The organism is Streptomyces sp. NBC_01445 (genome assembly GCF_035918235.1).
In the GTDB taxonomy this organism is placed as follows: Bacteria; Actinomycetota; Actinomycetes; order Streptomycetales; family Streptomycetaceae; genus Streptomyces.
This window is the reverse complement of record NZ_CP109485.1, coordinates 9,047,758-9,073,724: the sequence shown is the minus strand read 5'-3', so window position 1 is coordinate 9,073,724 and position 25,967 is coordinate 9,047,758. Positions and strand designations below refer to the sequence as shown.

Genomic DNA, 25,967 nt, shown 5'->3' with positions numbered 1-25,967 from the left:
CCTTTGCGGCATGGAACTCATAGGTGAGGTCACCGCCGGCCGCCCCCTGCTCGTGCTGGCCGTGAAGGAAGAGGCGCAGTTCCTCGACTCGGATCTCCCCGTCCTGCTCACCGGCATGGGCAAGGTCAACGCGGCGACCGCGCTGGCCACCGTCCTGGCCCGCGGCCCGCAGCCCTCGGGCATCGTGAACCTGGGCACGGCGGGTGCGCTGCGCCCCGGCTGGACGGGCACCCACGTCATCGGCTCCGTGATCCAGCACGACCTGGACAACGCCGTGCTCGCCTCCCTGACGGGCGAGATCTACGGTGCGCCGATCGACCTGCCCGACCACGGCGGGCCCGTCCTCGCGACCGGCGACTCCTTCATCTCCGACGAGGCGGCCCGCGCCCGCCTGGCCGAGCTCGCCCCGCTCGTCGACATGGAGGGCTACGCTCTCGCCTCCGCCGCCCAGCAGGCCGGTGTGCCGCTGCGCATCGTCAAGCACGTCAGCGACGAGGCGGGCGACGGCGCGGCCAGGACATGGCGCGAGACGGTCGCCGACTGCGCACGCGTCCTCGCCGACTGGGCCGCGCGGAACATTCCCGTACGCTCCTGATTCACGACTCCCCCGACAGGCCGCGGGGCGGGCGATGAGATGATCGCGGGCCATGTCCCGCGCACACCGGCGCTCCCGCCAAGGCCGCCGGGGCGCCCTCCGACCGAGACGAGCACGCCTTGGGAACCCGGCCGACGGCCCAGGTCACCCGAACCGTCCCCTCCCCCGCCACGTCCGGCTCCGCCGACGAAGGCGACGACGACCACGGCCACAGCCACGTGCCGGGCGACAAGTCGATGTCCTGGCCCCGGCTGTGGGCGGCGCTGCGCCGCACGCCGGTGTCGATGTGGAACGACGACGTGTCGGACTGGGCCGCGGCGCTGACGTACTACGCGATCCTCGCCCTGCTGCCCGCCATGCTCGTGACCGCCTCGCTCATCGGCCTGGTCAGCCCGGCCACGACGGACGCCCTGATCACGCATGTGACGGCCTGGGCGCCCGCCGAGTCGGGCGCCGCCCTGCACGAGTCGCTCCGCCACATGGCACACGAGCGGTCCGCCGCGCTCACCGTGACGATCGCAGGCGCAGTCAGCGCCTTGTGGTCGGCGTCCAGTTACTCGGCCGTGTTCCGCCGGGCCCTCCACACGCTGCACGGCGTCCGCGACACAAGGCCCGTGTGGCGCAAGGCCCACCGCATCCTGCTGACCGCCTGCACCCTGCTCGCGCTCCTCGTGGCCAGCGCGCTCGCCCTCGTGCTCAGCGGATCCCTCGCCCAGTCCCTCGGGCACTGGCTCGGACTCGGCGACACGGTCGCCGCGGCCTGGAACTTCCTCAAGTGGCCTGCCCTGCTGTGCCTGGTGGCGCTGCTCGTCCTGGTCCTGTTCCGCTCGGGGCCGCCCGCCGCCCGAGGGTGGCGGCACGGCCTGCCGGGTGGTCTGCTGGCCGCGCTGATCTGGCTCGTCGCGTCGGCCGGCTTCACGTTCTACGCCTCGCAGCTCGGCACCTACAGCAAGCTCTACGGCTCCCTGGCGGGCGGCGTCGTGTTCCTCGTCTGGCTGTGGGTGTCGAACCTGGCGCTGCTGGCCGGGGCCCAGTTCGGCGTCGAACTGGACCGGACCGCGCCCCACGCGCCCGAGGTCAGCGCCGACGACGCAGCGCCTGCGGAGTGAGGTAGGCGAGCGTCGGATAGCCGTCGACGGCCATGATCAGGTCGGTCTCCGCGAGCAAGGACCGCAGCACGTGGACGATGCCGTCGACGCCGCCGAGGGCGAGGCCGTAGGCGTAGGGGCGGCCGATACCGACCGCCGTCGCGCCGAGGGCGAGCGCCTTGACCACATCGGCTCCGGAACGCACCCCCGAGTCGAACAGCACGGGCAGACCGTCGGCGGCCTCCACCACCTCGGGCAGGGCGTCGATAGCGGCGAGGCCTCCGTTGGCCTGCCGCCCGCCGTGGTTGGAGCAGTAGATCCCGTCGACGCCGCCGTCCTTGGCCCGCCGTACGTCCTCGGGGTGGCACAGGCCCTTGACGATGAGCGGCAGGTTGGTGAGCGAGCGCAGCCAGGGGAGGTCGTCCCACGTCAGAGGGTTGCCGAAGACGCTCGCGAACTGCATGACGACGGCCTGCGTGTCATCGACGCGGCCCTGCGGGAGCCGGGAGCGGAAGACCGGGTCCGAGGTGTAGTTGCTGAGGCAGTGGCCCCGCAGCTGCGGGAAGTTGCCGGTGGTCAGGTCGCGGGGCCGCCAGCCGGTGACCCAGGTGTCCATGGTGACGACGATCCCCTTGAAGCCCGCCGCCTCGGCACGGCTGACGAGGCTCTCGGCGAGGTCGCGGTCGGTCGGCGTGTAGAGCTGAAAGAAGCCGGGGGTCTCGCCGAACTCCTTGGCCACGTCCTCCATGGGGTCCGCGGACAGAGTGGAGGCCACCATCGGAACTCCCGTGCGCGCGGCGGCCCGCGCCGTCGCGAGGTCCCCGTGCCCGTCCTGCCCGCAGAGCCCGATCACGCCGATGGGGCACATGAACAGCGGACTGTCGAGCCTGAGGCCGAAGAGGTCGACGGTCAGGTCCCGCCGGCTCGCCCCGACGAACATGCGCGGAATGAGCCCCCACTGCTCGAAGGCGGTGACGTTCTCGCGCTGGGTGAACTCGTCGCCCGCGCCACCCGCGACGTACGACCACACAGACGGCGCGAGCGCCTCGCCGGCCCGCTGCTCCAACTCCGCGAAGGCCATGGGCAGCTCGGGGACGATGCCCCCGAGCGCGTTGAAGTAAATCTCGTGCTGGTAGTCACCGAACTGCTGCGTCATCGCGGCCACCCTCCTCGTCGAACGCCACCGTGTCCTGGCGGTGGCGATCAGACCCTAGTGCGCAGGCCGATGGATGGGAGCCCGTGGGGTACGGGGTCAGGTCCGCACCCCACGGGCGGCTCAGGGCCGGCCGCGCGCCGAACGCCAGACGGAGATCAGCCGGAGGTCAGGCGCCGCACGGCCGCCCGCGTCAGTTCGCGGCTCTGCGGGGCCGTGTCGAGGGAACAGTGCAGGACCAACCCCTCGATCAGCGCGTCCAGTTGGCGGGCGGTGTCCGCGTCGAAATGCCGCTCCAGGAGGTCGCGGCTGCGGGCCGTCCAGGCGTGGGTGAGTTCGCGGTACTCGTCGCGGCGGGCTGCGAGGGCGTACAGCTCGTGGGTGAGGACGAGATCGCGGCGCGGCCCTTCGGAAAGCGCGTGGATGAGGTCGGTGACGGCTTCCCGGGCCCGCTCGGGGGTGCCGGCGTCGGCCAGGTGCCGCTCGAACACGGCGACGATCTGGTCGGCGAACCGTTTGAAGGCCTCGCGCAAGAGGTCGTCGATGCCTGCGAAGTGGTAGGTCATCGAGCCGAGCGGCACGTCGGCTCGCATGGCGATCTTGCGGTGGGAGACCCCGGCGACGCCCTCTTCGGCGATGTGGTCGAGGGTGGCGGCGATGATGCGCTCGCGGCGCTGCGGGTCCGTGCGTCCGGTGGCCACGGGTGCGCCGGTCAGAGGGTGCGGACGGGGCGGGCGGGGTTGCCCACGGCGACGACGTTCGCCGGGATGTCCTTGGTGACGACGGCGCCGGCGCCGATGACGGAGTTGTCCCCGATGGTCACCCCGGGACACACGATGACCCCGCCGCCGAGCCAGACGTTGTCGCCGATGGTGATGGGCAGCGCGGCTTCCAGCTTGTCGCGGCGGGGCTGCGGCTCCACCGGGTGGGTGGGGGTGAGGAGTTGGACGTTGGGGCCGATCTGGCAGTCCTCGCCGATGGTGATCCGGGCGACGTCGAGCGCGGTGAGGTGGTAATTGACGAAGGTGCGGGCGCCGATGGCGATGTTGCTGCCGTAGTCGACGAACAGCGGCGGCCGCACCTCGACGCCCTCCCCCACGGAGTCGAGCAGGTCGGCCAGAATCGGCCGGGCCTTGTCGGCGTCCTCGACGAAGGCGGCCTGGTAGCGGGCCGCCAACTGCATCGCCCTCCGCTGACGCCGGGCGATCTCCGGATCGTCGGCGATGTACAGGTCACCCGCGAGCATGCGCTCCAGGTTCGTGCGCGGGTCGTCGGCGAAGTAGTCCGTCGTCGTCATGCGTACGATCGTACGCTCGGGAATGTACGAACGTACGCTCACGATCGGCGAGTCACCGAGCGCAGGGCGCTCGGCCCGGCTAACCCGGTTGCCGCATCAGCATGTCCCGGACCCCGATGCCGAAGTGGGCACGCAGGCGGTGCAGTTCCCACAGGCCGACGGCGGTCACCGAGGCGGGGGCCCCGAGCATGAGCAGCACCCGGAGCGGGCCCGGCACACCCGCGTAGGCGCCGGTGAACAGGTCGACGAGCGTCATCTCCCAGACCAGCGTCATGGCCAGCAGCGGCGGCACGGTCTCGTGGATGTCCGCGGTGCGGAACACGTACACGAGCGCCAGGCCGATGCCCCAGAAGATGAAGGGCACCACCCACACAAAGGTCAGCACGAGGACGGAGTACGTGACGACGGCCATCACCGGGTTGGTGGCGAACCTGCCCTCCATGAAGCCGGTGAGCATGATCGCCGGGAACACGGCCACCGCCGCCACGATGGACACCATCGCGCCGAACGACTTGGCGGCCCGGCGCAGCAGCTCGCGGCGGGCCGAGGGAGCGGCGAGGGCGAGCAGTACTCCCACGGCGACGGGGAACGTCACGGACAGCATCAGGACGCTGAGCCAGGCCTGGTCCCCTCGCTCACTGACGACGTCGCTCACCGAGTTGGCGAGCTTGTACGACATCGACACCCACACCACCGCGCCCAGACCGACCAGGGTGCGGATCTTCTGTATACGGGCGACGAGCGCGTCGTCGACGATGCCGGAGCGGGACGGCTTGAACACCCGGCGCGCGGTGTGGATGGGGCCGACCTTCTGCCACAGCCGCTGGAAGGGGCCAGGGGCGGGCGGCGGGCCGGGGTGCGGCGGATACGGGTGCGGCCCGTTGGGAGGGGGCCCGTAAGGGTGCGGGATCTGCGGCGGGTAACCGCCGTTGGGCGGCTGTGGCGGGTACGGGCCCTGAGGCGGCGGGTACGGGCCGGGCTGGGGCCGGTGCCCTGCCTGCGGGTCGTAAGGCGGCTGCCCGCCCGGATTCCAGGCGTTCATGTGTTTCCCCCGAGGTGTGACTGATGGAACACGAGCGGCAACAGAATAGAGGCGCCGCGTCCCGGCGGACCCCTACCGGACGATGCGGCGGCGGTATCGATACCGGCGGTTCACCCGGCGGAGGCCGGGCGGTAGCGCACGTTCACCACAAGCGACGGGTCGCTGCCGTTGACAAGGCCGAGTCGGACCGGCGAGCCGCCCGGGTTGTCGAACAGGCGGATCCCGTTGCCGAGCAGGACCGGCGCGATGTGCAGGTCGATCTCGTCGATGAGCCCGCGCTCCAGGAGCTGACGGCCGATCGAAGCTGACAGGACCTCAAGGTTCTTGCCTCCGCTCGCGTCCAGAGCGATCCGGACCGCCTCGGCCACATCGCAGTTGAGGAACGTCACGCCGTCGGCGGGCTTCAGGCCCCCCCCCGGGCGTTCACGCTCGGGAGGAAGCGCCTCTCTGGACTGCTCTGACCCGCAGGTTCCCACGGGTCCGCACGGTTGGCCTCAGACGGGAAGCCTCTGGTTCGGCGCCGAGGCCGCAACCGACGCAGACCCTTCAGCGAGGGCGCCGTAGCCCAGCCGGCGAGACCATCGAGCTCTTCCTCATCGAGGGAGCGATCCACGTGGACCTCTACACCGCAGGGCCCAGATCCGTGGAGATCCGGGCCCTGCGGTAATGCAGTAGCGGGGACAGGATTTGAACCTGCGACCTCTGGGTTATGAGCCCAGCGAGCTACCGAGCTGCTCCACCCCGCGTCGGTAAACACGACTCTACGCCATGGCCTCGGGTCCATTGACCAGTTCTTGTTGCGGGCAATCACCGCAGCCGCCCGTCGACTTCCCGCACCGCAGGCCGGGCCCGCTCGACACCTGAGACGCGTACCCGAATCCATCCGTCAGTTCCGTGCGGGTCTACGGGGGACGGTGGGCATCGAGGTCATGGTTCCTCCGTGATCCGTTGAGGCAGTTGTGGAACGGTCCGCCAATGGGGTTCTCGCGTGCCGGGGTTGGGCCCCCCTGCCCGATGGCCGGGGCCGAGGTCATCCGGGCCACCGGGCAGAGATCTATGGGGTGTTGCTGCGAGGACGGCACGTCAAGGCATGCCTCATGGCGCACTCTCTCTGTCGGGGTCGAAGGCGCTGGGCGTGGCTGCGAGGACGAACTGGACGCTGCCGTCGCAGAAGACGAGCGCGTAGGTGATCCCGCGAGAGAGTTGTCCGCTCGCCCGTTGGGGCTCGGGGTGGTCTTGGATCCATGCGCGCACCGGCCGGGCCAGTTGGTCATCGAGCTGGTCGGCAACGTGTCCGGCTCGCCATCCGATCCAGGCCAGCGCCTGCTCAGGTGTCCAGCAGGCCTGTCCGCCCAACCAGAGCATGCGGCCGTCGCAGAGGTGAGCGGCGGCATCGCACCAGAAGGAACCGCGCACTGGCGCTTGGGGAGGTTGCCGGTCATGGATTTTCTGCGGCGGGGCCTGATCCACGACCATGGTCAGGTTCGCCCGCAGCGCCTGGAGGGCAGGTGCGTGGGGAGCCCGCCGCCCTGTCACAGCGCGCCTGCCGTCTGCCCGGGAAGGGCGACCGCGGCCTCAACTTGGGTCCCGTCGGCGAGCGGTGTGGACTCCCATCGGGTGGCTAGGGCGTCGACGAGGGCCAGGCCTCGTCCGTGTTCCTCCTCGGGGCGCGCCTTGCGTGCGGCGGGTGTCCCGGACAGTCCCTGGTCGGTGACGGTCACGATGGCCTCAGTGGCGGTGACGGACACAGTGATCTCGATGGTTCGACTCGCTGTGTGGACCATCGCGTTGGTGGCGAGCTCACTGACGATGAGCCGCAGAGCCTCGACGATGTCGTCGTCGATCTGCCACTCCCGCAGAGCATCGACCGCGTGCGCGCGGGCCTTGGCCACGCTGGAACGCGACGCTCCAGGCAAGACCACCCTGCGCCGGCACGGAGGACAAGTGCCGGCTGTTGGGTGAGCTGTGGGCAGGCCTTGCGGAGGGACCGGTTCGAGGTCACGGCCCGAGACTCGCGCGGTGGAGTCGTAGCGCGCAGGAGGAGTCGGTTTCATGTGAGGCGCGCCCCTCCCGAGCATGTCCCTCGCGCGAAGGCGAGCCACGCCAGCGTGACCAGTGCGGTAGTGATGGCCTCGCACAACACATCGCTGTCGGTGGTGGCAGGCCTCGCGGGACCGGGGGCGCAGATCCAAGTGCGACCGCCCGTGTGGCGGCGGCTGGCGACCGTGAACTCCGGTGCAGGGCACCGCATCATGGCGCCCTCAACGCACTGTGTGCCTGGCAGCGCAGGCCAGGTAGCCCCCGTGCCCGCGGCGACGACAATCTCAGCCGTCGAGCGGGCGCGGTTGGCCAGGATCGACCCCAGCGGTGTTCCACTCGCCTCAAGAACAGCCAGAGCCGCAACAGCCACAGTGCCACTGACCCGTAACACCTCCGCGCCCGTGACCCGTACGGTGCCACAACGGCCCAACAACCAGGCCCGTTGAAGCCCCTCCCCCGGTTCGGCGCCGGGCATCCAGCTCTCGACCCTGCCGTAGGCGGGCATCACCGCGCGCCCCGGACAGATCGACGGCAGTTGGGGCAGACCCGCACCGCGTAGCCAAGTAATCCGCGCAACTTGACGTAGGCGAATCCACCGGGTTGCAGGTTCTTCGAACTCCCGCAGCCCGCACAGGCGTTGCCTCGAATCCTTTCCCAGATCTCAGCCGGCGTGCTCAGGCCGTCATGCTCGCGGGTGCGAACGTCGCCTGGCGTACCTGGCTTGTCGGGCTTGGGCGGGACAGGGACGAGACATGGTGCGGGGGCGGGGTGGGCTTGGGTGCTCATGAGTGGCCCTTTCTTGTCGTCGGCGGGCGGTCGACCTCGGCCCACAGGGTGGAGCCATCCGGGGCGGCAATATGGCCGAACCGGTCTGCCGTGGCCTGCAGTGCTGCGAGCAGCGTGCGGCGTACGTCCTCGTCGAGCTCGTCCGGGACTGGTGCGGTGACGCGTATGACGGTTGCAAGGGTCTGGGTGTGGGGTGGAGTGGCGAGGGCGTGCTGGATCAGTGCCTCCAGCTGGCTGGTGCGGTTCTTCGGTGAGTCCACAGCTCTCCCCCACACAGGTCTCATCACGCAACGTAGATCTGATGCATTAGCTTGCTGCTGATGCATTAGCTTGTCAATCGGGATGCAGTAATTCCCGCCGCCTTTGTCCACGCCGACGTACGGAGACACCACATGGGGCACGAGCCGCCGCCGTACCAGCGCGTCGCCGCCGACCTGCGCCGCCGGATCTCAGCCGGAGAATGGGGAGTCGGTGACCGGCTACCCAGCCGCGCCCAGCTCGCCGCGCACTACTCCGTCGGCCCCAACGTCCTCCAAAAGGCCACGGAACGCCTGATCATCGAAGGCATCCTGGAAGGCCGCTCCGGGTCAGGCACGTACGTATGCCGCCCACGCGAGCGTCGCCGCATGGTGCGTTCGCGTCACCGCGAACGCCGCGGCGGCTCCCCCTTCCGCGCCGACATGAGCGAACTCGGACAAGCCGGCGCCTGGGAGTCCAACTCGCAGGCCCGAACTCTCGCCCCGGACCACATCGCCCAGCGTCTCGGCATCTCACCAGGGGACCTCTGTGTGCGAACGGACTATGAATTCCTCGCGGATGGCCGACCCGTACAGACCTCAGCGAGCTGGGAGCCCATGGCCATCACCGGCCAGAGCCCGATCGTGCTGCCCGAGATGGGCCCACTCGCCGGCCGCGGCGTTGTGGAGCGGATGCGGTCCATCGGCGTCATCATCGACAACGCCGTCGAGATCCCGCGCCCGGGGCGTGCCACCCAGGCCCAGGCGAACCTCCTGGGCATCAGCGTCGGCGACCTGGTCCTGCTGATCGAACGGACCTACTACGACACCGACGGCCGTCCCGTCGAAACGGCGGACATCGTCGTCCCCGACGTACGCTGGGAAGTCGCCTACGAGTACGGCATAGAACGGTCGGATCAGTAACCCACATCCAGCTTGCACGGCTTGGCCGACCAGTCCCGTTGCCGGGGAGTCCCCTTCGGCGTGCCGTGCCGCTTTTGAGCAACAACTCCGAACCCGACTACCTGCAGGGCCTCTGCTGGTTCAAGGCCTCGGCGTCCTCGGGAAACTTCGGCTGCAGAGACGTGGCCCTTACCGGCGACGGCAGGGTTGCCTCAAGGACAACGAGGACTTCGGGAACCCCTCGAACTCGCCCTTGCCCGCGCCGTCGAGGAAGCACCGCCCAGCGGTAGTACCGGCTCAGGAGCCAGGGCCCGGGGTGATCAAGGTGCTTGGATCATCATGGCCAGCGGGCACGGTCGACGTCAGTCCAGTCGACACACCGGGCGCCAGGGCGGTGCGCTGCCACGTATGCAGCGGATGAGTCCGGAAACTGATTACTGACTGTCGACGGTCACGGTGGTCCAGCACGGATCGATGTGCCCCAGCCGCGCGTTTTGATCGTCTGCCAGTGGTTGCTCCATAGGAAGCTTTGTCGCGGCGTGGACGGCGTCGGCGTACTTGTCGAGGGCCTCGGCCATGTCGCGTGAGTTGTCGATCACGTCCTGGAGCCAGCCGTACTTCTGGTAGTAGTAGCGGCGCCAGTATGGGGCGTCGAAGGCGCATATTGCCTCGCCCTCGTTGTGTTCGATGATCGTGCGGGCGGGCTTGTTCGCTGCGGCGGATGACGCCCCCAAGGTCGTCGGCGAAGTCCCGCCATGCCTTGGCAGTGTCCCGCAGGCCGTCCTCGTCGGTGTCAGGCCATCACATGCTGGTTCGCCTCCGTCCCTCTTCCCGCCGCGGCCCGTCTCATCGGGCCGCGAGCGCGGAGGCCCCCGGCCGACGCGCAACAAGACACAACGCGGCTCCGACCCCGAGCGCGCACGCGCCGGCCTCGTCCTTCCGTCTGCTCTTTCTCTTCCTTTTCTTCCTTCCCCACCTGCTGCCAGGCCGGAGTGTGCGTGAGAGGGGTTGTCGGCGCGACCGGTACGCACGTACCAGCGGTCCTGGCCTGCCGTTTTCCTCTCTCAAGCGGTGGAGGGTGCACTAGGGACTTTGAGGCCCGCTTTAGGGGTGACTTTGCTAGGGGTTTTGAGGGTCAGTTTGTCGGCGATGCCGGTACTGGCGGCCGTGGTCCCCGGGCGATCGTCACGGGAGTTGGGCCTCCCACGCCCCGGAACGACGGCTCCGTGGTGATCGGCTCGATCATGACCTTCACCGGTCTCTGGTCGGTCGCCTGATCGCCGTCGACTTCCGTCCCACTGCCCAGCCAATCTCGGGTAGTGGGGTTGGTCATCTGGCTTGCAGGCCGTCACATGGCCAGCGATGCGGGAAGGTCCAGTGCCTGGTCCAGGGACTGGGGACTACCGCCGCGGGCTGCGTTCCACCACGTCTGGCCCCGTGGTCCGCGCTGGTGCAGACGGGTCAAGGCGGAGCCGATGACCGGGAACGGCGACCGATCAGGTTCATCACAACGTGATGCCGTAGAGAGCGATGGTGACGTAGCCGGCGAAGAGACCGGGGAGCAGCACTCTCCATCCGTACCAGCCAAGCGTCGCGTCGGCGCTGAGGGCGAGTTTCACGTCACCGAAGCCGATCACGCGGCTGATGGGGAACATCAGCAGGAACACGAGACCCAGCACGCCGGCACCCAACAGGACGGGCCGTGAAGGATCTGCGCGCCCCGGGCACCCAACTGGCGATGGCCAGCACGGCGAGTACGGCAAGGGCTAACGGCGCCACATCACAGTCCACTACCACCGGCCGGTACGCATCCCGGTACGCGTCCCGCTGGGCACCACGCTGCCGGGCTCCACTGCGCACCGGTTGCGCAGTCGCCTGTCGCCGCCTGCGCAACGGCTCGCGGATGGTGCGCAGCACGACCTGATCGTCCACTGCGCAGCGGTGGGCGGGGACGCTGCGCAGCGGGGATCCCAAGGTGCGCAGTCAGGGCGCACTGCGACTGCGCAGCGGAGGGTGCGCAGCATCGTGGGTGCTCCTTAGCGGTCGCTGCGCACTCCCCTGCTCCGGTACGCGTTTGGTTTCCCAACGCGTACCGGCAGCCTCGGCCGATTCCGCGTCACTCGGCTTCGAGGGCGCCTCGGCGACTGGCCGCGCCCGCCGCCATCCGGCGACCGGTACGCGTTTTGCAGGGGCGGAAAACCGCGTACCGAAACGCGTACCGGTCTCTAGAACACCCAGGTCACAGACCTGCCAGACGAAGCCATGGCCCCCAGGACGCAATCGGTTCGCTCAGGTACTGGTACGCGTTTTTGCCGTACCGCTCTGGTCGCCCGGTACGCGTTTTGGCGGGCGCCGCACAATGCGTACCGCCCGCTCACAGTCGACCGGTCCGGGTTGCGCAGTACCCGGTGCGCAGCGCGCCCCAGTTGGCACTGCGCAGTCGGAGTCGGGGCCGGGCGGGCCTGGCTGCGCAACTCCCGGCACCCCCGCTGCGCAGCGAGCCCGAGCACCTGCGCACTGCGCGCCGAGCACGTGTTCCTGGGGCGCTGCGCAGTCGTGGGCCGTACCCCGGGCACCGGCACCGGTCGCTGCGCACGCCGATAGTTGGACACGTTGGGTGAAGGCTCGTCAGGCCTGCCGAGAACCGGTTCGTGTTGGGGCGGGCGTCACAAGTGGGGCGTGCCGAAACGCCGGTTCTGCGCTTGCCGATCACCTCATCCGCGCTGGTCGGAGCTGGTGTGCGGGATGTCGAGCGCGGTCGGTCGAGTCTGCGCGCCGCGATCGCCTCGGCGGCCTTCTCCGCGCGTACGAACATGCCGCGTGACCTGCGCGGACGAGGTTATCGGCATGGGCAGCGCCGACGTACACGTGCCGGACCAGTACCACCGGTCCGTCTGAGCCACGGCTGCGCACGGTGCGCCTCGCACGAAGACCCGCGCCGCTATTCCGCCCACAGGCTCCGGATGTGTCCGATGTGCCGGGTCATGACCGCGCGGACCGCCTCCTCGTCGCGGGCGAGCAGTGCGTCGAGGATCTCGAGATGTTCCTCGGCGGAGGCCTGAAGCTTCTCCTCCTCGACGAGCGAGGTGAGGCCGTACAGGCGGGAGCGTCGGCGCAGATCGCCGACGACCTGGACGAGGTGGGCGTTGCCCGCGAGGGCGAGCAGTTCGAGGTGGAAGCGCAGGTCCGCCTCGACGTACGTGATGAGGTCACCGGCGGCAGCGGCGGCGACGATCTCCTGGGCCACGGGGCGCAGGGCTTCCAGGGCGGCGGGGTCCGCGTTCGTGGCCAGCTCCACCGTGGTGGGGATCTCTATCAGCGCACGGATGTGGGTGTACTCGTCCAGCTGCTGGTCGGACACCACGGTGACCCGGAAGCCCTTGTTGGGCACCGTGTCGACCAGGCCCTCCTTGGCGAGGTCGAGCATGGCCTCGCGCACGGGCGTCGCGGAGACGCCGAAGCGGGCGGCGAGACCGGGCGCGGAGTAGACCTCGCCCGGCCGCAGCTCGCCGGCGATCAGCGCGGCACGCAGCGCGTCGACGACACGTTCGCGGTAGCTGCTCCGCGTGCCCCCGAGGGTGGGCAGAGCGGGACCGGCGGTTTGGGCGCTGGTGCGCTGGGCGGCCATCGGGTTTCCTTCCATGCCAAGTGGCGAGCCACCAGTATCCAGGCAGCGGATGCGTGGCAGCGCGAGGTGAGGGGCGGTACGGGAGTGCCGGGCAGGGGTGGCGTGGATTCGGGGGGTCAGTGCTCTGCGGCCGCTTCCTGCTCCCCGGCCCGTGCGAGCACGCCCAGTGGTACCGGGCAGGCGAACGGCCGCTTCGCGGGCCGCTGTTCGCCGCCGGCGAGGGCCGCCACCGCCGGGCCGCACATTTTGCCCTGGCACCAGCCCATGCCGGCCCTGGTCAGCAGTTTCACGGTGCGTACATCGCCCGCGCCGAGCTCGTCCAGTGCCTCGCGGATCGCGGCCGCCGGCACTTCCTCGCAGCGGCAGACGACCGTGTCGTCGGTGATCTGCTCGGTCCAGTGCGCGGGCGGGGCGTACACGGAGTCGATGGCGGCGAAGAAGCGGCGCAGCCGGTCGCGGGTGCGGGCGGCTGCCGCCCAGCTGGCCGGGTCGGGTTCCGTCCCCTGTAGCCGGGCGGCCGCCGAACGTCCTGCGATGTGTCCCTCGGCGAGGGAGAGCGTCGAGCCTCCGATGCCGGTGCTCTCGCCCGCGGCCCAGACGCCGGGCACGTCGGTGCGCTGTCCCTCGTCGACCGAGACGCCTCCGTCGTCGACGCGGCAGCCGAGCGTCTCGGCGAGATCCGTGTGCGGGAGCAGTCCGTGGCCGACGGCGAGGGTGTCGCAGGGGATGCGCCGCTCGGTGCCCGGCCTGACCCGGCCGTCGGCGTCGAGCGCGGCGACGGTGACGGCCTCCAACCGGTCCGTCCCGTGCGCCGCGATGACGGTGTGGTGCGCGCGGACCGGGATCCGGTGGGTCAGCAGCGCCGCCGCGTACTGTGCCGCCTCGGCCAGCTTGTCCGGGTGGGCGGCGAGCCGCGGCGCGCGCGAGGTGAATGCCTTCGGATCGGCGGACTCGACGAGTGCGGCGACCCTGGCGCCCGCTGCGGCGAGGCCGACGGCGACGGGCAGCAGCAGCGGCCCGGTCCCGGCCACCACCACCGTCCGCCCCGGTAGCACGAGGCCGCTCTTGAGCATGGCCTGGGCGCCGCCCGCGGTGAGCACGCCAGGCAGGGTCCAGCCGGGGAACGGCAGCACCTTCTCGTAACCGCCGGTGGCGAGGAGTACGGCGTCGGCGCGCACGGTGGCCGGCTCCCGCTGCTCGGGGCCGGTCAGCGCGTGGACGGTGAAGATCTTCGACTGCCGTTCCACAAACCATACTTGGTGGCTCGTCAGGTGCGTGACGCGGCCGGCCGCGAGGTGGTCGGCCAGTCCGTCACGCAGCCGCTCCCAGGTCCGCCACTGGTGATGCAGTGCCTGCGGGCGGCGCGCGCCGAGCTCCTGGGCGGGCTGCCGGTAGAACTGTCCGCCCGCCTGTGCCGCGGAGTCGATCACGGTGACGCGGACGCCCCGGGCGGCGGCGGCCAGTGCGGCGGCGAGGCCGGCGGGGCCCGCTCCGACGATCGCGAGATGCGGCTCGGCGGGCGGGTCAACTGGACGCGGGTCAGCGGGATGCGGGGCGGCGGGATGCGGGGCGGCGGGCGTGTCAACCGGGCGCGGGTCAGCGCTCATCGTGGCCGGTCCCTTCCTGGGTACGGATCACCTGGCCGGGCTCGGCGGGGCGCAGACAGGCCCGCTGGTTGGGGTGCCCGTCGACGGTGACCAGGCAGTCGAAGCAGACGCCGATGCCGCAGAAGATTCCACGCGGCCTGCCCTCGCCCCGCGTCGACCGCCAGGACGTGACGCCCGCCGACCAGAGCGCCGCGCCGACGCTCTGGCCGGGCAGGGCCTCGATCTCCCGGCCGTCGAAGGTGACAGTGAAGGCAGGGCCCGGACGGGCCTCGGTCAGGTCCAGCGGCGTACGGGCTCTCACGGCTCTCACTCTGTCTCCTCCTCGGGAAAGCGGTCGGACTCGGGAAAGCGGTCGGGGCGGAACGGCGTCAGGTCCAGGTCCGGCGCCTTGTCGGTGAGCACCTGGGCGATCAACTGCCCGGTGCCCGGGGCGAGTCCGATGCCCGCACCCTCGTGCCCGCACGCGTGGAACAGTCCGGGGACGCGCGGATCGGGCCCGATCGCGGGCAGATGGTCCGGCATGTAGGGACGGAAGCCCAAGTAGGAGCGCATCGCGCGAACTTGCTCCAGGAAGGGGAAAAGCCGGGTCGCGTCCGCCGCGAGGGAGCGTACGACGGGGAGCGAGAAGGACCGGTCGAAGCCGACGCGTTCGCGGCTGGCGCCGATCAGGATCGGTCCCGCCGCCGTGCCCTCGACCACCGGCGAGGTCTGCAGGGCCGTGGAGTCGCTGGCCACGTCGGCCACGTAGTCGGCGGCGTACACCTTGTGGTGGACCATGCGCGGCAGCGGCTCGGTGACCAGGACGAAGCCGCGCCGCGGCAGGACGGGCAGGCGGACCCCCGCGAGCGCGGCCACTTCGCCGCCCCAGGTGCCGGCGGCGTTGACCAGCGCCGGGGCATGGATGTCCCCCTGGTCGGTACGGACGCCGCGGACGGAGCCGTCGGCGGCGCGCAGTACGCCGGTGACGGTCCAGCCGGTGTGCAGTCGGGCGCCGGCCGCCCGTGCCGCGCGCACCAGGTGGGCGGCGGCCATGGACGGCATCACCTGCGCGTCCTGCGGGTAGTGGACCGCGCCGGGGAGTCCTGGCGCCAAGTGCGGCTCGAGAGAACGGAGTTCACCGGGGTCGACGGGTATCGCCTCGACCCCTGCGGCGCGCTGCTCGACCGCGAGTTCCTCCAGGGCGGCGAGCCCTTCGGGCGCGGTGGCCACGACGACGCCGCCCTTGCGCTCGTACTCGACGGCGTCGCCCATCCCCGGCTCGGCGGCCAGCTCGGCCCACAACCGGACGGAGTGCAGGGCCAGTTCGAGCTCGGGCCCCGGTTCCTTGTCGGAGACCAGCAGGTTCCCCTCGCCGGCGCCGGTCGTGCCTCCGGCCACCGGGCCGCGGTCCACCAGGGCGACTCTCAGGCCGGCGCGGGCCGCGTACAAGGCGCATGCAGCGCCCGTCATCCCGGCCCCGACGACCACAACATCGCAGGTCAGTCGCTTAGTCACGGCAGTACTATGTCACACACCCCTGGCTCGTCAAAGGGATTCACAAAGTCGGACGGGCACCCACCGGCCGTGCGTGCCACCGGAGTTCGCCGCCACGTAAATTCCACGGAACATCCATTGCCGTTCAACTCCCCCCGGCTCTAAGGTCGGCGCAGCACGCCAGTGCTATTGCACAGTGCAATGCCACATACCACTGGGGATTTCATGGCATCAGGGCAGGTCAGGACCGTGTCAGATGAGCCGACGGGAGCCGTACGGACGGATATGGGTGCTGTCTCGCCGCTTTCCTCTACCCGCATCACGGGCGGTCTGCTCCGGGAGTGGCAGGACCGGAACCGGCACGCGACGATCCCGCACACCGTCGAGCAACTGCGCGCCGCCGGCAACCTCGACAACCTGAGCCGACTCCTCAGCGCCGAACCTCCCGCCTACCGCGGCCGTTACCCGTTCCTCGACACCGATCTGTACAAGACGCTCGAAGGTCTGGCGTACGAGATCGGCGAGGGCGAAGTGGACGCCGGCGTACAGGAGTTCTTCGACGAGGTCGTCGGGCTCCTCGAACGGGTGCAGGGCGAGGATGGCTACCTGAACTCCTTCTTCCAGGACCCGGAGGCGGCCAAGAAGCCCTGGCAGGATTTGGCTTGGGGGCACGAGCTCTACAACCTCGGCCATCTGATCCAGGCCGCCGTCGCGGCCCACCGCAGGATGGGCGACGCCCGACTCCTCGCCGTGGCCAGAAAGTTCGCCGACCTGGCCGTCCGGCGCTTCGGCGAAGAGAGCGAAGGGGGCAAGGAGGGCGTCTGCGGGCATCCCGAGGTGGAGATGGCCCTGGTCGAGCTGTACCGGGAGACCGGTGAGCGTGCCTATCTGACCCAGGCCCGCCTGTTCGTGGACCGCCGCGGGCACGGACACCTGCGGCACAGCGTCTTCCCGCCCGACTACTTCCAGGACCATCTGCCCTTCCGTGACCTCCCGACGGTCACCGGGCACGCGGTGCGCATGGGGTACCTGGCCGCCGGTGCGACCGACGTTTTTTTGGAGACGCAGGACCGAACCCTGTTCGAGACCCTGGACAAGCTCTGGGACGACATGGTCGCCACCAAGCTGTACCTCACGGGCGGGCTCGGCAGCCGGCACTCCGACGAGGCCATCGGTGACCGGTACGAGCTGCCGTCCGAGCGCGCGTACACCGAGACCTGCGCCGCCATCGCTGTCATGCAGTGGGCCTGGCGCATGTTCGTGGCCACGGGCAGCGCGAAGTACCTCGACGTCTTCGAGCGCGTGCTCTTCAACGCCTACGCCGTGGGGCTCTCGGCCGACGGACAGGCCTTCTTCTACGACAACCCGCTCCAGCGGCGCCCCGACCACGAGCAGCGCAGCGGCGCCGAGACCGGCGGCGAGGCGCTGCGCCGCTCCTGGTTCGGCTGCCCCTGCTGCCCGCCCAACATCGTCCGGTGGATGGCACAGCTCGGCGACTACGTGGCCGCCGAGCGCCCGGACGAACTGGTCATCGCCCTGTTCACCGAGGGCCGCATCGAGACGGACGCCGTCGCGGTGAGCGTCGAGACGGCGTATCCGTGGGACGGCGACGTGCGCCTCACCGTCGAACGCGCGCCCGGCCGCCGGTATGCGATCCGCCTGCACATCCCCGCGTGGGCCCGGGACGTCACGCTGGACGGCGAGACCGTCACGGCCGAGGACGGCTGGCTGACCGTCGAGCGGGAGTGGTCGGCGGGAGACACGCTGCGCCTGCACCTGCCGATGCCGGTACGCGGCCACGCCTCGCACCCTTACCTGGACGCGACCCGGGGCGCCGTCGCCGTCGCCCGCGGGCCGCTCGTCTACTGCGTCGAGCAGCAGGACTCCCCCGCCCCGGTCGACGATCTCGTCCTCCCGGTCGACCGTCTGGCCGACGCCGAACTCGCGGCGTTGCCCGACGGCCTGCCCGGACAGGTTGCCGTGCGTCTGACGGCGGATGTCGCGCCGGTGCCGCCGGCCGAGCTCTATCCGGAGATCACTGGCGAGCCCGTCGCCGCCGAACCGGCCGGGACCGCTCAGGTGACCCTCGTCCCCTACTTCCTGTGGGGCAACCGCAGGCCCGAGGCCATGCGCGTCTGGGTTCGGGCCCAGTGAGCACTTCCCCCGACGTCATCGAAACGTACCGATCCAAGGAGCGCACCATGAGGAGAACCACGGCTGCCCTCGGCGCCGCGCTTGCCTGCACGCTGCTCGCATCCTGTTCCGGGGAGGGCGGCCAGTCGGCCGCCGACGCCGGCGGTGGCGCATCGAAGGGCCCGGCCACGGGCGGCACCGTCCATGTCCTGGCCAACGCCGACTTCTCCCACCTGGACCCGAGCGCCGGGTGGGACGGCGGCGTCAACAACTTCTACCGGCTCATCTACCGCGGCCTGACCACGTTCGGCGCCGGTACCGGCGCCCAGGGCGTGAAGGTCCACCCGGACCTGGCGACCGACCTCGGTACGCCGTCCGATAACGCGAAGACCTGGAAGTTCACCCTCAAGGACGGTCTGAAGTTCGAGGACGGCACGCCGATCGACAGCGAGGCCGTGAAGTTCGGCATCGAGCGCGCCTGGGACCCCGACGGCGTGGGCTCGCCCTACCCGAAGGAACTCATCAAGGCGCCGGCCAGCTACAAGGGCCCGTACAAGTCCGGTGACCTCGACTCGATCGAGACTCCCGACGCCAAGACCGTCGTCTTCCATCTGAAGAAGTCCTTCCCCGACTTCCCCAGCGCGCTGACCATGCCCAACTTCACGCCGTTCCCGAAGGGCACGGGCGCGAAGCATGCGTTCGACACCAAGCCGATCTCCTCCGGCCCGTACAAGGTGGCGAGCTACAAGCACGGCGCGTCGCTCAAGCTGGTCCGCAACGCGAAGTGGAAGCGGTCGACCGACAAGATCCGCGCGGCCAAGCCGGACGCCTTCGAGTGGACCTTCGGCCTTGACGCCGCGACCATGGACGAGCGCATGCTCGCCGGGCAGGGCAAGGACGTCGACGCCATCACCCCCAGCATCCAGGCCTCGACGCTGTCGCGGATCAAGACGCCGGAGCTGAAGTCGCGCACACTCTCCGGGTACGGCGGCTGCACCACGTACATGGGGATGAACACGACCAAGAAGTACCTCAAGGACGTGCGGGTTCGTCAGGCCATCGAGTACGCGATCGACAAGAAGACGGTCGTCGCCGCGCTCGGCGGCAAGCAGCTTGCCACCGCGGGGACCGCGATCCAGCCGCCGACCATGCTCGGCCGCAGCGAGTACGATCCCTACCCGCGCAACGTGGCGAAGGCGAAGAAGCTGCTCGCCGAGGCGGGGGTGTCGAAGGGTTTCAGCCTCACCCTGGACAACCGCCCGGACGCCAAGTCGACGGCGGAGGCGGTCGCGATCCAGGAGGCCCTCAAGCCGCTGGGCATCAAGATAGAGATCAACAACATTGACACCTCGACGTACTACGAGGTGATCGGCTCCACGGCCAAGCAGCACGACCTCGCCATCACTGGCTGGTGCCCCGACTGGGCGTCGGGCGCGACCTTCCTGCCGCCGCTGTTCGACGGCCGCCGGATCACCCCCACCGCGAACGCCAACCTGGCTCAGATCGACAACAAGGCGATCAACAAGCGCATCGACGAGATCGCGGCCATGCAGGACGTGGACGCCGCCAACCAGGCGTACGGCGAGCTGGACAAGCAGATCATGGCCCAGGCGCCGATCGTCCCCCTCGCCTACGAGAAGGTCACCATGGTCCCCGGCTCCAACATCGCGGGCGCCTACCAGAGCGCGGCGTTCAGCGGCGGCATCGACCTCGTGTCGATCGGCCTCAAGGACCCGGGAAAGTAGGCCGCAGATGACGACTGCCATCGTGCCCGACGCGCAGGCCGGTCCATCGTCGACCGCGCCCGGCGCGCCCCCGACGGCGAGCCGGCGGATCATGGGGGTCCTGCTCCACGACCGCGGCGCCATGCTCAGCGCCGGGTTCATCGCCCTGATGGTGCTGATGGCGGTCTGCGCGCCGCTCATCAGCACCGTCACGGGCCACGGCCCGACGTCGTTCGACACCGCGGCCATCGACGTCGACTCCGGCGGCCTGCCCAAGGGGTCGTTCGGCGGTGTCAGCGCCGACCACCTCTTCGGCGTCGAGCCGCAGAACGGCCGCGACCTCCTGGCGCGGATCGCGTACGGCGCGCGCGTCTCGTTCAGCATCGCCGTCTCGGCGACCGTGCTCACCACACTGCTCGGGGTGGTGTTCGGCATGGTCGCCGGCTTCTACGGCGGCTGGGTCGACCAGGTGATCTCCCGGGTCATGGACTTCCTCATGGCCTTCCCGGCCCTGATCTTCATGATCGCGATCCTGTCGTCGCTGCCCACGGGCAACAAGTCGGTGCTGCTGGTCGCCGTGATCAGCTTCTTCGGCTGGCCCTATCTAGCCCGGGTGGTGCGCGGCCAGACTCTGACCCTGCTGGGCCGCGACTTCGTCGAGGCCGCCCGCGCCTCGGGCGCCTCGAAGCGCGCCCTGGTGTTCAAGGAGATCCTGCCCAACCTGCGCAGCTCGCTGATCGTGATGACCACCCTCGCCGTGCCCGGCTATATCGGCACCGAGGCCGGGCTGTCCTTCCTGGGCGTGGGCGTCAGCCCGCCGACCGCCTCCTGGGGCCAGATGATCTCCAGCTCGGTGCACTGGTACGCCGTGGACCCCCTGTACTTCGTGATCCCCGGCCTGTTCCTCTTCCTGACCGTGCTGTCCCTTACCGTGCTCGGCGACCGTGTCCGGGCCGCCACCGATGCAGGGGAGGCCGCCTGATGGCCCGCTATCTCGCCGGGCGGCTCGCCGGCCTCGTACTGATCCTCTTTCTGATCTGCCTGTTCACCTATCTCATCTTCTTCGAGCTGTCGCCGGATCCCGCGCTGATGATCTGCGGGAAAACCTGCACGCCGGACCGGGTCTCGCAGATCCGGGATGCCCTCGGCATCAACGAGCCGTTTCTCACCCAGTTCTGGCACTTCGTGACCGGCATCGTCGCCGGGCGGGACTACGGGTCCGGGAATGACCTCGTGCACTGCGCGGCGCCTTGCCTCGGGTACTCGTTCCAGACCAGCCAGCCGGTCACGGGGATGATCATCGAGCGGCTGCCGGCCACCGCCACCCTCGCGGTCGGCGCGGCCGCGCTCTGGCTGCTCGTCGGCATCGCCGCGGGCCTGCTCAGCGCGGTCAAGGAGGGCACCTGGTGGGACAAGGTCGCGATGAACCTCACCCTGGGCGGCGCGAGCGTCCCCAACTTCGTGCTCGCGCTGGCGCTGCAGTACCTGCTGGTGGTCAAGTTGAAGCTGCTGCCGTTCCCGTCGGCCGTGGCGTTCTCGGACAATCCGGGGCTGTGGTTCGACTCGTACCTCATGCCGTGGATCGTGCTCGCCACCGGCGCCGCCTGTCTGTACGCCCGGCTGACGCGGGCGAACGTCATCGACACGCTGGCCGAGAACTTCATGCGGACCGCCCGGTCCAAGGGCCTCTCGCCCCTGCTGACGATGCGCCGGCACGCGCTGCGCCCCGCGCTCACCCCGGTCGTCACGATCTTCGGGATGGACTTCGCGAGCCTGCTCGGCGGCGCGCTCATCACCGAGTCCGTCTACGGCCTCAACGGTGTCGGCAAGCTGGCCGCCGACTCGATCGAGAAGAACGACCAGCCGGTCATCATGGCGGTCACGCTGCTCGCGGCCTTCCTCGTGGTCATGGGCAACGTCGTGGTCGACCTCCTCTACACCGCCCTCGACCCGCGAGTGAGGATCCGATGAGCGAGCTGCTTGCGGTGGAGAACCTCACCGTGACCCTGCCGACCACGCGCGGTCCCGTGGACGTCGTCAAGGACGTGTCGTTCACGGTCAGGCGCAACGAGACCGTCGGCATCGTCGGCGAGTCCGGCTCAGGCAAGTCGATGACCAGCCTGGCCATCATGGGCCTGCTGCCGCGCGGGGCCGTGACGAAGGGCAGCGTCACGCTGGACGGCGTCGAGCTCCTCGGCCGTACGGACCGGGAGATGCGCAAGATCCGGGGCGAGCAGGCGGCCATGATCTTCCAGGACCCGCTGTCCTCGCTGAACCCGTACTACACCGTCGGCCTGCAGATCGAGGAGATGTACCGGGCTCACCGGGACGCCTCGCGAGCGGAGGCCAGGCAGGTCGCCATCGAGGCGCTGGAGCGGGTCGGCATCCCGGAGCCCGGCAGCCGGGTGGGCCACTACCCGCACCAGTTCTCCGGCGGGCAGCGGCAGCGCATCATGATCGCGATGGCGCTGGTCTGCTCGCCCGCGCTGCTCATCGCCGACGAGCCGACCACGGCCCTGGACGTCACCGTCCAGGCCCAGATCCTGCGCCTGCTCGCCGGCCTGCAGGACACGACCCGTACCGGGATGGTCTTCATCACCCACGACCTCGCCGTGATCAGCTCGATCGCGGACCGGGTGCTGGTGATGTGCCAGGGCGAGCAGGTCGAGTACGGGAGTGCCGAGCGGATCTTCTCGGCGCCCGAGCACGTGTACACGCGCAAGCTGCTCGACAGCATCCCGCGGATCGACGACGCCCTGCCCGAGGAAAACCTTCCCGCCGACGAGGTGATCGCATGAGTGAGGTACTGCTCAGCGCCCGCGACCTGATCAAGCGGTTCACGACCCGCGGTCTCTACGGCCGCAAGAGCGAGTTCACGGCCGTGGACGGCGTCAGCTTCGACGTGCGGCTCGGCGAGACCCTCGCGCTGGTCGGCGAGTCCGGCAGCGGCAAGTCCACCAGCGCGCGGATGGCCGCCAAGCTGATGGAACCGAGCGCGGGCACCCTGGAGTTCGAAGGCGAGGACATCACCCACGCCACGAGTGCGCAGCTCGCCCGCTACCGCGCCGATGTGCAGGTCGTCTTCCAGGACCCGTTCTCGTCGCTCAACCCGCGGCACACCGTCGAGCGCATCCTCATGGCGCCGCTCGACTACCAGGGCATCGCGCCCAAGGGCGGCCGGCGGGCCCACACCCGGGAGCTCATGGAGCGGGTCGGCCTCAACCCCGACCATGCGCTGCGCTATCCGGCGCAGTTCTCCGGCGGGCAGGCGCAGCGCATCGGCATCGCCCGCGCGCTCGCGGTCAACCCGAAGCTGGTGATCTGCGACGAGGCCGTCTCCGCGCTGGACGTGTCGGTGCAGGCGCAGATCCTGGAGCTGCTGATGCGGCTGCAGCGGGAGAGCGGATTCTCGTACATCTTCATCGCCCACGACCTCGCCGTGGTCCGGCGGATCGCGCAGCGGGTGGCGGTGATGAGCACGGGGAAGATCGTCGAACAGGGGCCGTGCGACCGGGTCTTCGACGACCCGCAGGACCCGTACACGCAGACGCTGCTGGCGGCGATACCCCGGATCAATCCGGAGTGGGAGCGCAAGCGGAAGGCGGCCACCGCATGACCGTCGAATACACGATCCCCGGCATGCGGGTGCGCGAGCACCTGGTCGACGTGCCGCTCGACTGGTCGGACCCGTCCCGGGGCACGATCCAGGTCTTCGTCCGCGACCTCGCCGCCCCCACCCGGGCCGGCGAGGACCTGCCCTGCCTCGTCTATCTGCAGGGCGGCCCCGGCGGCAAGGGGCCGCGCCCTGTGGACCACGGCGGCTGGCTCGGCAAGGCGCTGAAGACACACCGGGTGGTCCTGGTCGACCAGCGCGGCACGGGCCGCAGCAGCCGGGTCGACGGGCGCCGGATGAGCGCGTTCGCGTCCGCCCGCGAGGGTGCGGACTTCCTGGCCCGCTTCCGGGCCGACGCGATCGTGGCGGACCACGAGCACGTACGGAAGACCCTGTACGGGGGCCGGCGTTGGGCGACGCTGGGCCAGTCGTACGGGGGCTTCCTGACCCTGACGTATCTGTCGCGGGTCCCCGAGGGGCTCAGCGCCTGCTACGTCACCGGCGGGCTGCCCGGCCTCGACCCGTCGGCCGCCGAGGTCTACCGGCGTACGTATCCACGGGTGGCAGCGAAGAACGAGCTGTTCTACCGGCGTTACCCGCACCAGGTCGAGAACGTCGACCGGATCGCCGACCGGCTGGCCGCGGGCGACGTGCGGCTGCCGGACGGGGATGTGCTGACCGTACGGCGGCTGCAGTCGCTCGGCATCGACTTCGGCATGAAGCCGGGCCACGAGCGGATGCACTGGCTGCTCGACGAGGCGTTCAGCGGCGACGAGCTCTCGGCGGCGTTCCTGCACCAGGTGCTGGCCCGCACGTCGTACAGCGATAACCCGCTGTTCGCTGCGCTCCAGGAGAGCATCTACGGGCACGGCGCCGGGGCCACCGGATGGGCGGCGCAGGCCGAGCTGGCCCGGCATCCGGGGTTCGCCGAGGATGCCCGGCCGCTTCTGTTCACCGGCGAGATGATGTATCCCTGGATGTTCGCGGAGATCGCCGAACTGCGGCCGTTCCAAGGGGCGGTGGAACTGCTGGCCGAGCGCACGGAGTGGCCGCCGCTGTACGACCTCGACCGGCTGGCCGCCAACGAGGTCCCCCTCGCCGCCGCCGTCTACTACGACGACATGTACGTGGACGCCGGCCTGCAGCTGGACACGGCCGCCCGGGTCGGCAACGTGCAGACCTGGGTCACCAACGAGTACGAACACGACGGCATCCGCGACGGGCGGGTCTTCACCCGCCTCCACGAGCTGGTGCGCGACGCAGGAGGAGAGATCACCGATGCGTGAGGGCAGGCCCCCGAAGCTGACCGAAATCCCGGCATTCAACACCTACATGGGCACGGGCTGGGGCACGCCCGACCGCACCGCACCCGTCGTCCCCGGCGCCCCGGAAGCGGCCGCCGAGCATCGGGCCCGGCTCGCCGAGGCCCTGCCCGGCAGAACCGTCGTGCTGGCCGCCGGCGAGGCGCCGGTGCGCAGCAACGACACAGCGTACGACTTCCGCCCGGACAGCGACTTCTACTGGGTGACGGGCTGCGCCGTCGAGAACGCGGTCGTGGTGCTCCGGTCCGGCGACGCCACTCTCTACATACCGCCGCCCGCCTACCCCGGCGAGCAGGGATTCTGGCGCGACGCCCGGTATGGCGAGCTGTGGGTGGGGGCCGCGCCCGGTTTCGACGACTGGTCGAAGGCGCTGGGCATCGACGTCCGTCCCCTGGCCGAGCTCACCGAGCAGGTGACCGCCGACGAGGAGGTCGGCCGCACGCTGGCCGAGCTTCGCATGTTCAAGGACCCTTGGGAGATCGGGCAGCTGAGGCGGGCGGTGGACCGCACCGTCGGGGGCTTCGCCGCGGTCGTCCGGGAGATACCCGCCGCGATCGAGGGCCCCGGGGAGCGCTGGCTGCAGGGCACCTTCGACCGCTACGCCCGCGCGTACGGCAACGGCCCCGGCTACGCGTCGATCGTCGGCAGCGGCCGGCACGCCCCGACGCTGCACTGGGTGCGCTGCGACGGCCCGGTCCTGCCCGACGAACTGCTCCTGCTCGACATGGGCGTCGAGGTCCACAGCCACTACACCGCCGACGTCACCCGCACGTTCCCCACCTCGGGACGGTTCTCCACCGCCCAGCGGCAGGTGCACGACCTGGTGGAGAAGGCGCACCGGGCCGGTCTCGCCGCGGTCGGCCCCGGCCGCCGGTTCTCCGACTTCCACCACGCCTGCATGGAGGTGATCGCGCACGGCCTCGCCGACTGGGGACTGCTGCCGGTCTCCGTCGACGAGGCGCTCTCCGACACCGGCCAGCACCACCGCCGCTACCTGGTGTGCGGCATCGGCCACCACCTCGGCCTCGACGTCCACGACTGCGCGCGCGCCGCCGACGAGGCCTACCTGGGCGCCGACATGGCCCCCGGGATGGTGCTCACGGTCGAGCCCGGCCTGTACTTCCACGCGCACGACCTCACCGTTCCGCCGGAGCTGCGCGGCATCGGCGTACGGATCGAGGACGACATCCTGGTCACCCCGCAAGGCTCCGAAGTGCTGTCCGCTGCACTGCCGTTGGACGCCTCGGGCCTGGAGAAATGGATGACGGCAGCCGGGTCGACGTCCTGAACCGGACCGCCTATCGGCGCCCGCACCCGCCACGCCCCC

25 protein-coding genes and 1 tRNA gene are annotated in these 25,967 nt (G+C 70.3%); 11 read left to right on the top strand and 15 right to left on the bottom strand.

Annotation, left to right across the window (positions count from 1 at the left end; genetic code table 11):
- Positions 1-10 precede the first annotated feature (10 nt).
- Both OG574_RS41405 and OG574_RS41400 read left to right on the top strand, forming a co-directional pair.
- The gene (locus OG574_RS41405) at positions 11-595 is read left to right on the top strand and encodes a nucleosidase (protein ID WP_326777388.1); all 585 of its coding nucleotides are present in this window, start codon (positions 11-13) and stop codon (positions 593-595) included.
- A gap of 119 nt (positions 596-714) precedes the next feature.
- Positions 715-1,704: a YihY/virulence factor BrkB family protein gene (locus OG574_RS41400; RefSeq protein ID WP_442816881.1), complete on the top strand. Its 990-nt coding sequence runs from the start codon at positions 715-717 to the stop codon at positions 1,702-1,704.
- Here OG574_RS41400 and OG574_RS41395 read toward each other — a convergent pair.
- From OG574_RS41395 to OG574_RS41355, 9 genes are all read right to left on the bottom strand, one after another.
- Positions 1,673-2,839, bottom strand: a complete 1,167-nt coding sequence (locus OG574_RS41395) for an alpha-hydroxy-acid oxidizing protein (RefSeq protein WP_326777387.1) — start codon at positions 2,837-2,839, stop codon at positions 1,673-1,675. The genes OG574_RS41400 and OG574_RS41395 overlap by 32 nt on opposite strands.
- 155 nt (positions 2,840-2,994) lie before the next feature.
- Positions 2,995-3,537, bottom strand: a complete 543-nt coding sequence (locus OG574_RS41390) for a TetR/AcrR family transcriptional regulator (protein ID WP_326777386.1) — start codon at positions 3,535-3,537, stop codon at positions 2,995-2,997.
- An 11-nt stretch (positions 3,538-3,548) separates the two neighbouring features.
- The gene (locus OG574_RS41385) at positions 3,549-4,133 is read right to left on the bottom strand and encodes a sugar O-acetyltransferase (protein ID WP_326777385.1); all 585 of its coding nucleotides are present in this window, start codon (positions 4,131-4,133) and stop codon (positions 3,549-3,551) included.
- Positions 4,134-4,212: 79 nt separating this feature from the next.
- Positions 4,213-5,175 (bottom strand): hypothetical protein, encoded by a 963-nt coding sequence (locus tag OG574_RS41380; RefSeq protein WP_326777384.1) that lies wholly within the window; start codon positions 5,173-5,175, stop codon positions 4,213-4,215.
- 110 nt (positions 5,176-5,285) lie between these two features.
- Positions 5,286-5,564, bottom strand: a complete 279-nt coding sequence (locus tag OG574_RS41375; protein ID WP_326777383.1) for a dihydrofolate reductase family protein — start codon at positions 5,562-5,564, stop codon at positions 5,286-5,288.
- Positions 5,565-5,847: 283 nt separating this feature from the next.
- A tRNA-Met gene (locus OG574_RS41370) sits at positions 5,848-5,921 on the bottom strand.
- 349 nt (positions 5,922-6,270) lie between these two features.
- Positions 6,271-6,651, bottom strand: coding sequence for a hypothetical protein (locus tag OG574_RS41365; RefSeq protein ID WP_326777382.1), 381 nt, complete (start codon positions 6,649-6,651; stop codon positions 6,271-6,273).
- A gap of 56 nt (positions 6,652-6,707) precedes the next feature.
- Positions 6,708-7,067, bottom strand: coding sequence for an ATP-binding protein (locus OG574_RS41360; RefSeq protein WP_326777381.1), 360 nt, complete (start codon positions 7,065-7,067; stop codon positions 6,708-6,710).
- Between the two features lie 930 nt (positions 7,068-7,997).
- Entirely contained in the window at positions 7,998-8,261 is a 264-nt protein-coding gene (locus tag OG574_RS41355; RefSeq protein WP_326777380.1) for a hypothetical protein, read from the bottom strand.
- Positions 8,262-8,393: 132 nt separating this feature from the next.
- Here OG574_RS41355 and OG574_RS41350 point away from each other — a divergent pair, with 132 nt between their 5' ends.
- Entirely contained in the window at positions 8,394-9,161 is a 768-nt protein-coding gene (locus OG574_RS41350; protein ID WP_326777379.1) for a GntR family transcriptional regulator, read from the top strand.
- Positions 9,162-9,574: 413 nt separating this feature from the next.
- Here OG574_RS41350 and OG574_RS41345 read toward each other — a convergent pair whose 3' ends face one another.
- The 6 genes from OG574_RS41345 to OG574_RS41320 all read right to left on the bottom strand — a co-directional run bounded on the left by OG574_RS41345 (position 9,575) and on the right by OG574_RS41320 (position 15,869).
- Positions 9,575-9,874 (bottom strand): hypothetical protein, encoded by a 300-nt coding sequence (locus OG574_RS41345; protein WP_326777378.1) that lies wholly within the window; start codon positions 9,872-9,874, stop codon positions 9,575-9,577.
- Between the two features lie 771 nt (positions 9,875-10,645).
- Positions 10,646-10,819 carry a hypothetical protein gene (locus OG574_RS41340; protein ID WP_326777377.1) on the bottom strand — a complete coding sequence of 58 codons (174 nt, stop codon included), beginning with the start codon at positions 10,817-10,819 and terminating at the stop codon, positions 10,646-10,648.
- Positions 10,820-12,081: 1,262 nt separating this feature from the next.
- Positions 12,082-12,768: a GntR family transcriptional regulator gene (locus tag OG574_RS41335; protein WP_326777376.1), complete on the bottom strand. Its 687-nt coding sequence runs from the start codon at positions 12,766-12,768 to the stop codon at positions 12,082-12,084.
- Positions 12,769-12,884: 116 nt separating this feature from the next.
- Positions 12,885-14,375: an FAD/NAD(P)-dependent oxidoreductase gene (locus OG574_RS41330; RefSeq protein ID WP_326777375.1), complete on the bottom strand. Its 1,491-nt coding sequence runs from the start codon at positions 14,373-14,375 to the stop codon at positions 12,885-12,887.
- Positions 14,365-14,685, bottom strand: a complete 321-nt coding sequence (locus OG574_RS41325) for a (2Fe-2S)-binding protein (protein WP_326777374.1) — start codon at positions 14,683-14,685, stop codon at positions 14,365-14,367. The genes OG574_RS41330 and OG574_RS41325 overlap by 11 nt, the downstream gene beginning before the upstream one ends.
- The gene (locus OG574_RS41320) at positions 14,682-15,869 is read right to left on the bottom strand and encodes an NAD(P)/FAD-dependent oxidoreductase (protein WP_326777373.1); all 1,188 of its coding nucleotides are present in this window, start codon (positions 15,867-15,869) and stop codon (positions 14,682-14,684) included. The genes OG574_RS41325 and OG574_RS41320 overlap by 4 nt, the downstream gene beginning before the upstream one ends.
- A 264-nt stretch (positions 15,870-16,133) precedes the next feature.
- On the opposite strand from OG574_RS41320, the gene OG574_RS41315 reads away from it, so the two are divergent.
- From OG574_RS41315 to OG574_RS41280, 8 genes are read left to right on the top strand one after another with little or no spacing between them, the layout of a single operon-like run.
- Positions 16,134-18,002, top strand: coding sequence for a glycoside hydrolase family 127 protein (locus OG574_RS41315; protein WP_326777372.1), 1,869 nt, complete (start codon positions 16,134-16,136; stop codon positions 18,000-18,002).
- A 47-nt stretch (positions 18,003-18,049) separates the two neighbouring features.
- Entirely contained in the window at positions 18,050-19,726 is a 1,677-nt protein-coding gene (locus OG574_RS41310; protein ID WP_326777371.1) for an ABC transporter substrate-binding protein, read from the top strand.
- Between the two features lie 7 nt (positions 19,727-19,733).
- Positions 19,734-20,687, top strand: a complete 954-nt coding sequence (locus OG574_RS41305; protein WP_326777370.1) for an ABC transporter permease — start codon at positions 19,734-19,736, stop codon at positions 20,685-20,687.
- On the top strand, positions 20,687-21,676 hold the full coding sequence (locus OG574_RS41300) for an ABC transporter permease (RefSeq protein WP_326777369.1): 990 nt from the start codon (positions 20,687-20,689) through the stop codon (positions 21,674-21,676). Before OG574_RS41305 ends, OG574_RS41300 begins: the two co-directional genes overlap by 1 nt.
- On the top strand, positions 21,673-22,503 hold the full coding sequence (locus OG574_RS41295; RefSeq protein WP_326777368.1) for an ABC transporter ATP-binding protein: 831 nt from the start codon (positions 21,673-21,675) through the stop codon (positions 22,501-22,503). Before OG574_RS41300 ends, OG574_RS41295 begins: the two co-directional genes overlap by 4 nt.
- The gene (locus OG574_RS41290; protein ID WP_326777367.1) at positions 22,500-23,321 is read left to right on the top strand and encodes an ABC transporter ATP-binding protein; all 822 of its coding nucleotides are present in this window, start codon (positions 22,500-22,502) and stop codon (positions 23,319-23,321) included. The genes OG574_RS41295 and OG574_RS41290 overlap by 4 nt, the downstream gene beginning before the upstream one ends.
- Positions 23,318-24,604, top strand: a complete 1,287-nt coding sequence (locus tag OG574_RS41285; protein ID WP_326777366.1) for an alpha/beta fold hydrolase — start codon at positions 23,318-23,320, stop codon at positions 24,602-24,604. Before OG574_RS41290 ends, OG574_RS41285 begins: the two co-directional genes overlap by 4 nt.
- Positions 24,597-25,928, top strand: coding sequence for an aminopeptidase P family protein (locus OG574_RS41280; protein WP_326777365.1), 1,332 nt, complete (start codon positions 24,597-24,599; stop codon positions 25,926-25,928). Before OG574_RS41285 ends, OG574_RS41280 begins: the two co-directional genes overlap by 8 nt.
- Positions 25,929-25,967 lie beyond the last annotated feature (39 nt).